The organism is Qipengyuania sp. JB2-7 (assembly GCF_055693485.1).
Window position 1 is genome coordinate 2380093 of the sequence record NZ_CM146335.1, and the last position, 14306, is coordinate 2394398.

Consider the following 14306-nt stretch of genomic DNA (forward strand, 5'->3'; position numbering starts at 1 on the left):
TGTCACCCACTAGCGTGGTAGAAATCATAAATCTGCTGAGCGACTTTGTCGCTTACGCCCGGCGCCCGCTGCAGATCCTCCAGCGACGCTGCGCGAACTTTGCTCGCCGTTCCAAAATGGAGCAGAAGCGCACGCTTGCGGGCCGGACCAATGCCGGGAATTTCATCCAAGGGAGAGGCCGTGATAGCCTTTGACCGCTTCGCCCTGTGCGCGCCAATGACATAGCGGTGGACCTCATCGCGTAGTCTTTGCAGGTGGAACAGCAAAGGTGAGTTCACAGGCAACATCTTCTCGCGGCCATCGGGGAAATGAAAGACCTCGCGCCCTTCCCGCCCGTGATGCGGCCCCTTCGCAATCGCAATCAGCGGCACGTCCTCAATGCCCAGTTCCTCCAGCGTGTTGCGCACGGTACTCATTTGGCCCTTGCCACCGTCGATGAGCACAAGATCAGGCCACGCGCCCGACTTCTCACGATCCGGATCGTCCTTCATCGCACGGGTAAAACGCCGCTCCATCACCTCACGCATCATCCCGAAATCGTCATTGGTCTGCGCAGACTTGATGTTGAATTTGCGATATTGGGATTTTTCGAAACCTTCCGGCGATGCGACAATCATCGCGCCCACAGCCTTCGCACCCTGAATATGGCTGTTGTCATACACCTCGATCCGCTGTGGCGGTTCATCCAATTCCAGGAACTCAGCCAGTTCACGATTGAGTTTCGCCTTTGTGCCGCTCTCAGCCAGGCGGCGATCAAGGGCATCGACGGCATTGCGACGCGCCTGTTCCATCAGCTTGCGTCGGTCACCACGCTGAGGGATGGACAGCGAGACTTTCTTCTCCGCCACTTCTGACAGAGCCGCCTCAATCAGTTCGTCTTCAGGCAGTGGGCGATCCACCAGAATCATCGGTGGTGGCGGTACTTCTTCGTAAAATTGCAGGATCACGTTGGCGAGCACCTGACCTTCTTCTACATCCTTTGTCTGCGTTGGGAAGAACGCGCGGTGGCCCCAGTTCTGCCCACCGCGGATAAAGAACGCCTGAATACCCATTTGACCATTCTTGCTGGCAATGGCGAACACATCTGCATCGCCCACGCCGCTCGCATTGATCGCCTGACTGCCCTGAATAAAGGTCGCCGCACGCAGCCGGTCACGCAGGATCGCAGCTGTCTCAAAATCGAGATCCTCTGCCGCTTGCGCCATCTGCTTTTCTATCTTGGCCTGAACTGCGCCCGATTTGCCCGAGAGAAAATCCTTCGCTTCTTTGACCAGCTCGTCATACCCGTCAGCATCGATCCGCCCAACGCAGGGCGCAGAGCAGCGCTTGATCTGGTACAACAGACAAGGCCGGTCGCGATTGTTGAAGAAACTGTCGGTGCAGCTCCTTAACAGGAACAGCTTTTGAAGCGCATTGATCGTCGTATTGACGCTACCTGCGCTGGCGAACGGGCCATAGTAATTGCCCTTTGCTCGCCGCGCCCCGCGATGCTTCATGATGCGGGGGAATTCATGGTCCGCCCGCAACAGGATGAATGGGAAGCTTTTGTCATCGCGCAGCAGCACGTTGAAAGGGGGGCGGTAGCGCTTTATCAGCTGCGCCTCTAGCAACAGCGCCTCTGCCTCGGAGGAGGTGGTGACGATCTCCATCCGCCGGGTCTGGCTGACCATGCGCTTGAGCCGGTTGGAGAGCTGGGCAATTTGCGTGTAATTCGCGACCCGCGCCTTCAGGCTTCGCGCCTTGCCGACATAGAGAACATCGCCGCGCGTATCGAGCATTCGGTATACGCCGGGCTGTGGCTTGAGCGTTTTCACCGTCTCGCGGATTGCCGTCACCCCGGCCTCTAGATCAGGTTGCGCGCTCGCGACAGTATAGGCAGCACGTTCTTCATTGAAGCGTTCCTTGCCGCGCGGATCATGCGGAGTTCCAGCTTTCGTGCCTGCCATGACGATCAGATAGTGCCTGTTCGCGCTTTGATCAAAAAGAACCGCGAAACGTGCTGGGGACGGGCTGAAATCAGGTTAACGCGTTCGCCCAACATGGGCTGCGAGTGGTATGACTTAGGCCTCAAAAGACAAGATCGGGTTGCGTCCATAAACCATAAAGAGGACACGATCATGTCAAATCAAGAACATCATGGAATGAAACCCCTTGAAGGCATGCGGCCCTATTGCACCCGCAGCGCCTATGGAGAGGAAGGTGAGACGCAGCGAGATGATCGCTTTGGCCGCCTGTTTGATTATCTGAGCCCAGCCTATACCGACCCGCGCATCCTGCGAGAGATTGGCGCAGCCGAAGATGAGGGCGGCGACCCCGGCCCTATGAATGGCGGCAGCAAGAACGCCCCTACAGATACCGTCCCGGTTGGTATGGTGTTTTTCGGTCAATTCGTAGACCACGACGTCACGCTGGATGCTTCGACCACGTTCGACAGCGTGATCGACAATCCGGGAGAAATCGCCAACGTTCGCACACCGACCCTCGACCTGGATTGCATTTACGGACTTGGGCCAGAGGCGCAGCCATATCTGTTCAATCAGGACACTGATGTAGATGGCAATCCATTGCCGTTTAATGGAGTAAAGCTGCTCGTCGGCGCGGACAATCCCGGTCAGGCAGGTCTCAATAATGATGATGTGCTGCGCAGCCCAAATGGCCGCGCGATCATTGGAGATCCACGCAATGACGAGAACCGCATAATCAGCCAGATGCAGCTGGCCATCATTCGGTTCCATAATCATGTGGCACAAACGCTTCATGATGATAGCGTCGCAGACCCAGACCAAGAGGTGCTGGTCGGACATGACCTTTACGAAGCTGCCCGCGAGCAAACAACATGGCACTATCAATGGGGTGTTGTGAACGATTTCCTTACCGCGATGTGCGGCAAGCCAGTGGTCGAGAAAATCCTTGGTTGCGGGCGGAAACATTATTGTGGCGATGTGCCATTCATACCTGTGGAATTTTCGGTGGCGGCCTATCGTTTCGGTCACTCAATGATCCCCATGTCTGTTCAGGCGCAGACCGGAGGGGCTAAGCACCCATTATTTGGTGAAGTATTGGGTGGCGGATTTGATCCATTGACCGATGCCGATGCAGTGGTCGATTTTCACGAGCTGTTTTTCACTGACGAGACCAGGCAAGTGGAACGCGCGCAGAAACTGGACCTTAAGCTGGCCGGACTGCTGCTCGACTTGCCTTTTGTAAATGGTCCGCCAGAGGACAAATCGCTGGCAACGCGCAATTTGCGGCGCGGTAACGCGTTTCTTCTGCCAGGGGGAGAGAAAGTCGCCGCGTCAATCGGCTGTGACGATTTGCAGATCAAACGTGTGGTCGATGCGGTCTCTGCGCTGCATGATGACTTGCCACGCGAGGGTATTCCGCTGTGGCTGTACATACTTGGCGAGGCGCAAGTTGTCGACCGCGCTGAACCTGATGGCAGCACTAATGAGGGCGAAGCACTTGGTCCGGTCGGTGCGACGATTGTCGCAGAAACCATCATTGGCCTGCTTGAACTGGACGATCATTCCTATCTCGGTGCCAATCGCGATTGGATACCGCGTGAGGAATGGAACACTTTGGGCAAGCTGATCACGGTTGCGCAACCGTAAAGATCTCTTTCCAAAGCAACCGGTTAAACCGGTGATGTCTGTGTACTGCCCCGCACAGGCCTTGCCGGTTTTCCATTTGATCTGCGACAAATCGGTGCAGGCGCTTGCAGTTGATCGGGAATATAGGCACGCATCCGCAGCATGAGTGAACAATCATCAGCGGCATCGGCGACACCGCCACGCACCGTCGGCATTTTTGGCATGTCGTTGCTCCAGATAAATGGAATGATAGGCTCGGGAATTTTTGCGCTTCCGGCTGTTTTAGCTGCAGGCGTTGGCAGTTTTGCGCCCATCCTGATGCTCTTGGGCGGGGTACTGTTCCTGCCGCTGGCGCTTGTCTTCGCCTGGCTTGCCACACGTTTCGACAATAGTGGCGGACCGGTGTTGTATGGCCAGGCCGCATTCGGCAGTTTCGCAGGCTTTCAGGCTGGCTGGGGTCGCTATGCCTCGGGCGCGGTTGCGATGGCGGCCAACACCCATGTAATGGTCAGCTATTTCGCTGCGCTATTTCCCGTTTTGCAGGATCAGACGCTGGCCACAGCGGTCGCTGTCGCAGTTATCGCCCTGCTGACGGTCATAAATCTTTTCTCCATGCGCGGCTCAGTCAACTCGCTGGGCGGCCTGACCGCACTAAAGCTCATCCCGCTGGCAGTCCTCATTGGAGCCGCACTTTTCGGAAATTACGACACGCCACAAATTGTCCTGCCCGAATTCAGTCAGGTTGAGACGGTCGTTTTGCTGCTTTTTTACGCCTTTATCGGATTTGAAGGCGTTGCCGTAGTTGCTGGCGAATTGCACAATCCCAAGCGGGATTTGCCGCGTGTGCTTGTTGCGGTGCTTGCCGGGGTTACACTACTGTATGCAGTGATAATCTGGGCATATCTTGCAATTGGCGCGCAACCTACTGCTGATGAGAGTGCGCTAGCGGCATCCGCACAAGCCGCATTGAGCAATTGGGGTACGATCATGATCGTACTCGGTGCAGGTTTTTCAATCCTGGCCAACAGTTTCTCAGGGGTCGTGGTTGTGCCACGTATGGCTTATGGAATGGCACAGCAAGGCATGCTGCCTGCGTGGTTTGAACGGGTTCACCCGCGTTTCCTTACGCCCGCAAATGCAATCCTCTTTTACGGCGCGGCATCATGTCTATTTGCGATGTGGGGAGGTTTCCTCGTTCTTGCTGCCGCCAGCACTTTGTCGCGGCTGTTGGGCTATATCATTAGCGCGGCGGCGCTGCCTGTGCTTGAACGGCGCGAGGGCGAGCTAAACGTCTTCCACACATTCGTAGCGTTGCTTGCCCTCGCCTCCTCAATTTGGATTTCCAGCCATGCCAGTGCAGAGGCCTGGACCATGTTCGGCGTCCTCCTTGCGGTCGGCACCGCGCTTTACTTCATCGCAGGCCGCAAAAAGCCGCAGGAAAAACCAGCGAAATAGTCTATGTCCGACGTGTTTGACGTGATCATTCTCGGCGCTGGAGCCGCCGGGCTAATGTGTGCCGCACGCGCTGGGCAGCGGGGCAAACGCGTGCTTGTGCTCGAACGTGCGGAAAAGCCGGGCAAGAAGATCCTGATTTCTGGCGGTGGGCGCTGCAACTTCACCAATATCGGCGCAGGGCCCACCAATTTCCTGTCAGCCAACCCGCATTTCGCAAAGTCAGCCCTCGCCCGATATACGCCGCGCGATTTCCTTGAACTCGTAGAAAGCTATGACATCGCATGGCACGAGAAGACGCTCGGCCAGCTTTTCTGTGACGGCTCCGCCAAGCATATCGTCGCGATGCTGCTTAGCGAGTGCGAAAAGGGCGATGTCGAGGTCCGATGCGGTGAAGAAATCGCATTGGTGGAGGGCATGGGTGTCTCGGTCCCGTCGTCTGCAAAATCCGGCTTCCTCGTGACCACGCAGAACGGCACATATGCCGCTCACAACCTAGTCATCGCAACCGGCGGACCATCAATTCCCAAAATGGGTGCAACCAATTTTGCCTATGACCTCGCCCGTCAATTCGGCCTTAAAGTGGTTGAGCCACGCCCGGCCCTTGTTCCGCTCACTCTGGGCGGCGAGGAGGTATTGTTCCGAGAGATTTCAGGTGTTTCCTCACCTGTTGAAGCGACCGCAAACAGAGCAACGTTTCCGGAGGCCGCCTTGTTTACACATAGGGGGTTGTCAGGCCCGGCGATCTTGCAGGCGTCATCGTATTGGAAGCCCGGAGATCCGGTGGTGATCAACTTCGTGCCCGAGCTCTCGCCAGAATGGTTGGTCAATACGAAGAAGGATGCGCCCCGCGCAACCATGCAAAGCACTCTGCGCTGTCATCTGCCCGATCGTCTTGCCGATATTCTCGCTGCGAAACTCTGCTTGCCGGGAGAACTCGCCAACATCGCTGACAAAGCGCTGCGCGAAGCCGAAACACGCCTTTTCCATTGGGAGTTCCTTCCGAACGGCACGGAAGGTTTCGCAAAGGCCGAAGTAACGGCGGGCGGGATTTCCACCGATGAACTATCCTCCAAGACGATGGAAGCAAAGAATGTTCCGGGCCTCTACGCCGTTGGCGAGGCTGTGGACGTGACCGGCTGGCTAGGCGGCTACAACTTCCAATGGGCGTGGGCAAGCGGCGTTGCCGCAGGGGATGCGATCTGACGCTACGGCGCACTGGCAATTTTGACGCACCGCACAATCGTGCTAACCATCGAGGTTCAGACCGGTAAGAACTGGCTGACAGCAGGAGAAGAGGATGCATCAGCTCCAGGGGATGGATGCCAGTTTCGTTGCGCTGGAAACGCGCAATTCACCGATGCATATCGGGTCGATCCTGATCTATAACCCTGAAACTGCACTCATGGCGGCTTTGTCCGCTTCAAAGACATTCTGAACTTTTTCGATAGCCGTAAACAGCTTAGCAAAACCATTCGGCAGCGGCTGGTCCGTGTGCCCTTCGATCTCGATTATCCCTATTGGATTGAGGATCCTGAGTTCGATCTGGAATACCATGTCCGCCATATCGCGCTGCCCAAGCCGGGCGATTGGCGACAGCTATGCATTCAGGCCGCGCGCATCTTTTCCCGTCCGCTCGACCTGAAACGCCCTCCATGGGAATTCACGGTAGTTGAGGGCCTCGACAATATCGATGGCGTCGCCAAGGGCAGTTACGCGATGGTCACCAAGGTCCACCATGCGGCGATTGACGGTATGAGCGGTGTTGACCTGCTGGAGGCGATGCACACGCTGGTGCCCGACGCGCCTCCACCCGACAAACCCGATAGTTGGGAGCCGGGGAAAATTCCCAATCCGGTCGAACTGCTCGTACCGTTCCTATATTAGCGCAGTTACCAACCCGCTGAAACAAATGGAAGTTGCGGCGAAAGCTGCGCCCGGTCTTGCGAAAGCTCTCAAAGGGTTGGTGGCGAAAGAGTTCGATGTTTCGAGCGAAATGCTGCCGCCGCGGACGCGCTTCAACAAGCCGATTTCATCCGCCCGTGTGGTGGAAGGACGCAGCCTTCCATTGAAAGATATCAAGGCAATTCGCGCGCTCTCACCGGGCTGCAAAGTCAACGACGTGTTCCTGACGATCGTCGGCGGGGCAATGCGCAAATATCTGCTGTCAAAGGATGATTTGCCCAAAGCGACCCTGACCGCGATGGCACCGATCTCGGTGCGCTCGAAATCAGAGAAAGGGGATATGGGCAATCAGGTTGCGGCTATGATCGCTCCGTTGGGCACGCATATCGACAATCCGGCAGAACGGCTGGAATATGTGCACAGCCGCACGATGAATTCCAAAGCGATGACCGAGGCCGTTGGCGCGCGCAATATGACCGAAGCGAGCAAGGTCAGCCCTGCCCTCTACATGTCGCTGGGCGCGCAGCTTTACACACGTCTAGGCCTCGCGAACACCGTCCGTCCCCCATTCTCAACCATCGTTACAAATGTGCCTGGGCCGCCAGTACCGATCTATTCCAGCGGTGCCCGTCTTGAAAGCCAGATGGGTCTCGTCTGTCTGACCGATGGTATGGGGCTGGGCCATGTGGTGCAGTCTTACGTCGACGAAGCCACGATCAGCTTCACCGCATGCCGCAAATTGCTGCCCGACCCGGAATTTTACGTTCAGTGCATTGAGGAAAGTTTCGAGGAGCTGCGCGACGCCGCAGCGCGTCTGAAGAAAGCATCGGCACGAAAAAGCACAACCAAGAATGCGGTCGCAAAGAAGGCTCCGGTAAAAAAGGCCTCATCCAAGAAAGTTCCGGCGAAAAAGGTAACCGCGAAGAAGTCCTCAGCGAAGAAAACATCAGCCGCCAAACCCGCAAGCAAACGAACGGCAGCCAAGAAAGCGACCGCAAAACGCACCGCTGCAAAACGAAGAGCAACCGCAAAACCCGCTGCAAAGAAGCGGGCACCAAAGAAAAATGAGATAGCTAAGAAAGCTTAGTCAGTAAGGGTCCAAACAATGAAAGCAACCAAGGCAGCCGTACATGAAGTGCGCCCACCGCACCGACTTTTGATGCTGGCCGAACCGGGCCGCGCAATGGGAGAGCTTGCGAGCTTTTATGCATTGCGACCGTTCATGAGCCATCTGCCAAAAGGCGACGGACACGGTGTTTTAGTACTGCCAGGCTTTATGGCATCGGACGGATCGACGCGGCCTATGCGCAAGCTGCTGACCGACCTGGGCTATGACACGGTTGGGTGGAATCTCGGACGGAATGTGCGTGTGGATGACGCACGCGTCGAAGCCATGCGGCAATGCGTCACGGATTTGTTTGACGGGACTGGCGGAAAAATCTCGATTGTTGGCTGGAGTCTCGGCGGCGTGTTCGCGCGCGAGCTTGCCAAAATGATGCCCGACAAGGTTCGCCAAGTAATCTCTCTGGGAAGCCCAATCACTGACAATCGCGATCACACCAATGCAAGCCGCCTATTTGAGTATCTCAATGGCAAAGAGCCAGAGCCGATCAAGAATGGCCGGTTTCAGGATCTGGCGACCGCGCCGCCGGTGCCCAACACATCAATCCTGACCAAAACCGATGGCGTGGTGCATTGGCGCGGCTCCGTGCAGGCCCCAGATGACCAAAGCGAGAATATCGAGGTTCTTGCAAGCCATTGCGGCCTAGGCGTTAACCCCAGCGTGATGTACGCGATCGCCGACAGGCTGTCACAAGCGGAGGGCGAATGGAAGCCATTCAAAGCAGCCGGGCTCGCAAGCCTGATGTTCCCGCGATCACGGCTAACCCACTAACGGGCGAGCGCCGTTAGAACAGCTTTCGCAAATCTATCCCAAGATAACGCCCGGTCGGGTCCACCAATAGTGGTTGGAATCGCGTCGGAATTGCTCCGTCTTCATCGCGCACAATGCGGCGACCGTCGAAGACGTTATCTGCGCGCAGGCTAACGCGGAACCCCTGGAGAAAGCCGTCCTGTTTATCGAGAACCCGGCCAAGGTCAGCAAACACGCGCAGATTGAGAGTTGCAAGGTCATCGACGAGCAGGTCGGTGCTGCCAGGAAGATCGGAACCGTTAATGCGTGTCGAGCCGAGATAGCGACCGATAAAGCGCATCCCCATACCGCCTCGAAAAATCCCAGCGGACAGCGTCGTTGTGTGCTTGGGTAGGCCAAAAGTCGCGGTGGAATCGCCCTCCAGCTGGTCCACCAACGGCACGCCGGGTGCGATCAGAATTGTGTTGTCGAGCTCAATGGAGTGATTGATCGATAGGAAATATCGGCCACGGCCGTCGCCACGTCTCGCGCCAAACATCGCGGCAGGATTGCGGCCACGCCCGCCACGCGGCGGACCGGCTTGTGAAGTCGAGCTGCCTTCTTCGCTACATATGCGTTGCTTCATACGCGACAGCCGCTCTTGATCAATCTCCCCATTCTCGCCGCGCAGCCGCGCCTGCATCGGCTCCGGCAGTTGGTCGAGGTCTGGATGATCCTTGCACAGCGCGGTGCGGAGTGCAGCAAATCGCCGTCCACTCTGCACGCCTCCCTCTCCACAGAAACGCTCTTTCGCTTGTGCAAGTCGGTCTGGGTCAATTTGGCCATCGGGACCTTGCAAACGTTGGCGCATGCGTTCTGGCAATTCGCTGAGGTCAGGAACCGTGCCTTCAGGCGCGCTACACAGCCGCTCTCGCATCGCCGCCATTCGCGCCGGGTCAAATCCGCCTGACGGACCGCGTCGGCCCCGTGCGGGCCGTTCAACATCGTTGCTGCCCGCTTGCGATGCCCCTGAGGCTTGAGCTTCACCTTCACGCGGCCTCGCACTGCCCCATTGGCCGCGAGAGCTGAGCCCTATCGACAGACGGTTGGCGCGCGTCTCAGCAAACGTCACGGGGCGGCGATCAAGCGCAATCAGCTGTCCGTTTGGATCACGCGTTACACGATCCGGGAACGCTGCCTCAATTGCATCAGTCAATGCCGGGAAGCTGGCTGACACATTATCAGATCGATTGCGCACATAATCGAGATTCAGGCGCCAATTGCCACCGACCGGCAATTTCCAGTTTGCGGTGAGTTTCCAGTCGCGTTGTTTTTCCGCGACCAGACCAGGGTTTCCGCCGCTGGTGACGGACACAAGCGCCGTTTGACCGGTCGCAAAATCGAATACCGGCGTGTTGAAATTAACGATCTCTGGATTGCCGAGAAAGGCCAGCGAAGGCGCCGCTTCATTATCGACATACGTCACGCCGAGCTGCAGGTCATCAAACGGCCTCCAGGTAAGGCCGGCGCTCCAATCATACAGAGTGCCGAAGTCCGACAGATTGTTGAAGCCAAACTGAAAGTTGGCTGAGAAGTCACCAAGCGCGCCGAGGAATTCTTCAAATCGATTGGTCAAAGGCACAGCGACGTTTACGCCGCCCTCGATTGTGCCCCGTGTCAGCCGGGTATCGGCGGCGCTGCGCGTATCATCGCTTTCGATGCGGTTCCAGTCATAGCCAAGGTCAAAGGTGAGGCCTAGTTCTCCAGCCGGAAGCAGTATTGGTCGCCCGCGTAAGGTGGCTTTCTGGTTCACACTGAGAGTACGTGAGTTCGCAACATCAAAGTCGGCATCCGCAAAGTTTGGTATCACCCCATCAATCGCGAATGCACCAGCCCCAGCTTGCGTAACGAGCTCATTCGTATCGACCTGTCGGTCAATTTCCGTACGGTCATCGACGATGCTCGCATTGCCTGTCGCGGTCAGCTGAAAGTTGCCAAGCTGACGCGTATATCCCAGAGCAAACGCGCCTTCATTCGTACGGCTCCGGCGTTCCAGAGGGTTGTCGCCATTGAATGTGCGAACAAGGCTCTCGCCCAGCGGATCAGTGAGCAGAACGCTATCAAGACCAGCAAGGCTCAAGCTCTCATCGCGCTCGAAACTGCCGGTAAGGCTGAGCGATGAGCCACTTTCCACGAAAGCCTTCGCCCAGTTTGCAGATGCCTCAAAACCGCGCAGATCCGCCACTAGGCTCCTCGCCTCAGCCGGATCAGGATCTCCAGCAATATCTGATACGCTGCCTTCGGTCTGAACGATCTTGCGCTCCGCCTCTGTCAGCACCGATGTGTCATTGTGTTCAAAATTGAGATTTAGGCGTCCGCCACCGGCAATTTTAAGCAGGCCGAGCTCTTGCTCGGTGCGCGCATAGCCGCCTCGATCCGGCTGCTCATACTCAAGCTCAATCTCGCGACTGGAGAAGTCTTTTTGCAGAATGAAATTGATCACGCGGCGATCTGGCGGAAAACCAAATCGCTGCGCCACCTCCTCCGGCAACACCTCGACCTTGGCGAGCGCTTCTGGCGGATAGCGGAAAAACTCGCGAAAGCTGCTGACCCGAATACCATTGATGAGGAATACCGGTACGTCCACCACCGCCTCGACCGCGTGTCGAGCCTGTCGCTGGTTCAAGTTGCGCGACCAGCTCTTGAATCGATCCGACTCCAAAGCCTGCAATGTCTGCCGCATCCAACTCCACCAGAGGGGCCTGAGGAACATCTAACTGTTCGGGCAGTCGGTCTGCAATCACCACGATTTCGCCAGATGGCGGACTTGATGGTTCTGGCGAACGCTCCGGAGCCCCGTCTTGCGCTGAAACTGCGCTAGCGAGATCCCAGCGCGATCAATGGAAGAGCATGGCAAGACTGCATTAGGTTCAGACCTCATCTGGATATCTCCCACACAATGCGCTCTGGCTCAGAGAACCGCGCCACACAAGGTGCGGGAGTGTAACGGATTGTCGCAGGTAGAGTTCCAGCGGCGGTTGGTCGAAATGGGACGAAAACTGCCTAAGGCTTCCCTTTTGCCCCGGCGATGGCTACATGCCGCCCCTCAAGACAAACAATACAGTGGAAATACGGACTACATGGCAAAAGAAGAACTCCTCGAAATGCGCGGCAAGGTGGTGGAATTGCTGCCGAATGCGATGTTCCGGGTTGAGCTTGAGAATGGCCATGAAGTGCTCGGCCACACTGCTGGCAAGATGCGCAAGAACCGTATTCGGGTTTTGGTCGGTGACGAGGTTCTTTGCGAGCTGACGCCATATGACCTGACCAAAGCGCGCATTACCTATCGTTTTATGCCCGGTCGCAGTGGTGGCCCCGGTCAGGGCCCTGGCCCTCAGTAACGATCGCGGCACGCCTGAATGAGCGCGCCTCAGTTAGTTCTTGCATCGGCAAGCCCAAGGCGGCGCGAGTTGCTCGCGCGGTTGGGTATTGAGCCGAGCGCGATTTCCCCTTCCGACATTGATGAAACGCCGCTGAAGGCTGAATTGCCGCGCGACTACGCCAAACGCATGGCACGCGAGAAGGCTATCGCGGTGGCGGCTGATGGCTGGATCCTGGCGGGCGACACGGCAGTTGCTGCGGGTCGCCGTATCCTGCCGAAAGCTGAGGATGAGGCCACCGCGCGGCGATGTCTGGAATTGCTTTCAGGACGGCGACATCGTGTCTTGTCCAGCATAGCTTTACGTGCGCCTGATGGCTCGCTCCGCGAGAAACTGAATGAGAGCATCGTGCGCTTTAAGCGCTTGTCAGATGAAGAAATCGCTGCGTACCTCGCATCCGGCGAATGGGAGGGCAAAGCGGGTGGCTATGCCATTCAGGGGGCGGCAGAGGGTCTGATCGTATCCCTACAAGGCAGCCATTCAGGCGTCATGGGGCTACCACTTTACGAGACACGCGCCCTGCTCAAATCGGCAGGTTTCGACATTGCCTAGCGATCCTGCCAGTTCCGCAGCGGAATGGATTCATGAGGAAAGCTTTGGCGAGACGCGCGCGCTGCTCGTTAAGGGAGATCAGGTCTTAGCAGCAAGGCTCCACTGGTTCAGCACAATGTGCGCCGGGACAATCGCGGTGGCCAAAGTCACAAAGCGCGCGAAGGGGCAGCGCCGGGCTCTTTGCACCACGATCTTGCCACAGGCGGGACACGAGGTGGACGTTCCAGATCTGCCTACCGACGCAAGCGAAGGCAGCGAAGTGCGGCTCATAATCCACCGTGAACCTATGGCAGAACGCGGTCGGCTCAAACGCGCAAGAGGTAAGTACTTCGGAGATAGACCCGTAGGCGATGCCATTCCCTCGCAAGACGTGCTGGCGAAAGGGAAACACGTTCATCGGCTGCCCAACGGGTTGTGGGAAGATGTTTGGTCATTGGCAAGCGATGGCGAATTGGTATTTCCCGGCGGTAGCATCGTAATCACACCAACACCGGCAATGACATTGATCGACGTTGACGGAACCGGATCACCACGCTCCCTAGCGCTTGCGGCCATCCCGGCAATTGCCAAAGCCCTCCGCTGGCTGGATCTGGGAGGTTCCATCGGTATCGACTTCCCGACGATTGAGGCCAAGGCAGGCCGTAAAGACATTGATGCAGCTCTCGGGGAAGCACTGGCCGATTGGCCTCATGAACGTACCGCAATGAATGGCTTCGGCTTTGTTCAGTTGGTCGCGAGGCTCGCAGTCCCTTCCCTGCTCCATCGCTTGACTTTCTCGCGCGCTGCCGCGTGCGCGCGCTTCCTATTGCGTCGAGCTGAGCGTCTGGAAGGACCGGGGGCGTTGTTGCTGACATGCCATCCTGCAGTGAAAGCTTCCATCCAACAGTCATGGATCATCGAATTGGAAGAGAGTTCGGGGCGGCAAGTGCGGATCGAGACTGATCCACATCTTGCACTTGACGCTCCACATGCGCAGATACTGTCCGAATGAGCATCAACAAACCCTGCCCCATTTGCAAGAAGCCGCGTAGCCAGGAGCACGCCCCGTTTTGCTCGACACGCTGCAAGGATCGCGATCTCGCACAATGGTTTGGTGATGGCTATGCCGTTCCCGGTCGTCAGGCGAGCCCAGACGAGATTGCTGGCGAAATCGTCCGCGAGGACCGCGACTAATCCATCCAAGTCAGGAGAGGTGTTATTTCCCTCTTGCCAAGAGCGCGCCCGTTCGCCATAGGCCCGCACTCATTTGCTCGCCAATCGACCTGCCCGCCAGACCGATTGTCGCCGCAGCGAATGCCCGGGTAGCTCAGGGGTAGAGCAGCGGATTGAAAATCCGCGTGTCGGTGGTTCGATTCCGCCCCCGGGCACCATTTCTTTCTTGCCATACCGCTTCGCTGCATGAGGGCATATTTCAGCCCTACCGCTTCGCTGCATGAGGACATGTTTCAGCCCTACCGCTTCGCTATATGAGGGCACGTTACAGTCGTCCAACTGCAACTATTCTAATCCTCAGGT

Annotated in this window: 13 protein-coding genes and 1 tRNA gene; 12 read left to right on the top strand and 2 right to left on the bottom strand. The window is 57.2% G+C overall.

What is annotated here, in order from left to right; genetic code table 11:
- Positions 1–2: 2 nt before the first annotated feature.
- Entirely contained in the window at positions 3–1946 is a 1944-nt protein-coding gene (gene uvrC, locus ACZ1GM_RS12000) for an excinuclease ABC subunit UvrC (protein ID WP_472676661.1), read from the bottom strand.
- A 195-nt stretch (positions 1947–2141) separates the two neighbouring features.
- Here uvrC and ACZ1GM_RS12005 point away from each other — a divergent pair, with 195 nt between their 5' ends.
- From ACZ1GM_RS12005 to ACZ1GM_RS12035, 7 genes are all read left to right on the top strand, one after another.
- Complete coding sequence (locus ACZ1GM_RS12005) at positions 2142–3611, top strand: peroxidase family protein (protein WP_472676662.1); 1470 nt, start codon at positions 2142–2144, stop codon at positions 3609–3611.
- A gap of 141 nt (positions 3612–3752) precedes the next feature.
- A complete protein-coding gene (locus tag ACZ1GM_RS12010) occupies positions 3753–5045 on the top strand; it encodes an APC family permease (protein WP_472676663.1) in 1293 nt (430 codons plus the stop codon).
- A 3-nt stretch (positions 5046–5048) separates the two neighbouring features.
- Positions 5049–6248, top strand: coding sequence for a BaiN/RdsA family NAD(P)/FAD-dependent oxidoreductase (locus ACZ1GM_RS12015; protein ID WP_472676664.1), 1200 nt, complete (start codon positions 5049–5051; stop codon positions 6246–6248).
- 94 nt (positions 6249–6342) lie between these two features.
- Positions 6343–6480 (top strand): hypothetical protein, encoded by a 138-nt coding sequence (locus tag ACZ1GM_RS12020; protein ID WP_472676665.1) that lies wholly within the window; start codon positions 6343–6345, stop codon positions 6478–6480.
- Between the two features lie 47 nt (positions 6481–6527).
- Positions 6528–6929, top strand: coding sequence for a wax ester/triacylglycerol synthase domain-containing protein (locus ACZ1GM_RS12025; protein ID WP_472678564.1), 402 nt, complete (start codon positions 6528–6530; stop codon positions 6927–6929).
- On the top strand, positions 6925–8034 hold the full coding sequence (locus tag ACZ1GM_RS12030) for a WS/DGAT domain-containing protein (RefSeq protein ID WP_472678565.1): 1110 nt from the start codon (positions 6925–6927) through the stop codon (positions 8032–8034). The genes ACZ1GM_RS12025 and ACZ1GM_RS12030 overlap by 5 nt, the downstream gene beginning before the upstream one ends.
- 18 nt (positions 8035–8052) lie before the next feature.
- On the top strand, positions 8053–8841 hold the full coding sequence (locus ACZ1GM_RS12035; protein WP_472676666.1) for a lipase family alpha/beta hydrolase: 789 nt from the start codon (positions 8053–8055) through the stop codon (positions 8839–8841).
- Between the two features lie 13 nt (positions 8842–8854).
- On the opposite strand, the gene ACZ1GM_RS12040 is transcribed toward ACZ1GM_RS12035, so the two are convergent.
- Positions 8855–11542, bottom strand: a complete 2688-nt coding sequence (locus ACZ1GM_RS12040; RefSeq protein WP_472676667.1) for a porin family protein — start codon at positions 11540–11542, stop codon at positions 8855–8857.
- A 397-nt stretch (positions 11543–11939) separates the two neighbouring features.
- Between ACZ1GM_RS12040 and infA the strand changes: the two genes are divergently transcribed.
- The 5 genes from infA (at position 11940) to ACZ1GM_RS12065 (ending at position 14161) form a co-directional block, all read left to right on the top strand.
- The gene (gene infA, locus ACZ1GM_RS12045) at positions 11940–12200 is read left to right on the top strand and encodes a translation initiation factor IF-1 (RefSeq protein ID WP_472676668.1); all 261 of its coding nucleotides are present in this window, start codon (positions 11940–11942) and stop codon (positions 12198–12200) included.
- A gap of 18 nt (positions 12201–12218) precedes the next feature.
- The gene (locus tag ACZ1GM_RS12050; RefSeq protein WP_472676669.1) at positions 12219–12791 is read left to right on the top strand and encodes a Maf family protein; all 573 of its coding nucleotides are present in this window, start codon (positions 12219–12221) and stop codon (positions 12789–12791) included.
- Positions 12792–12927: 136 nt separating this feature from the next.
- Positions 12928–13782, top strand: a complete 855-nt coding sequence (locus ACZ1GM_RS12055) for a ribonuclease E/G (protein ID WP_472676670.1) — start codon at positions 12928–12930, stop codon at positions 13780–13782.
- Positions 13779–13964, top strand: coding sequence for a DNA gyrase inhibitor YacG (gene yacG, locus ACZ1GM_RS12060; protein ID WP_472676671.1), 186 nt, complete (start codon positions 13779–13781; stop codon positions 13962–13964). Before ACZ1GM_RS12055 ends, yacG begins: the two co-directional genes overlap by 4 nt.
- A gap of 122 nt (positions 13965–14086) precedes the next feature.
- A tRNA-Phe gene (locus ACZ1GM_RS12065) sits at positions 14087–14161 on the top strand.
- Positions 14162–14306: the final 145 nt, after the last annotated feature.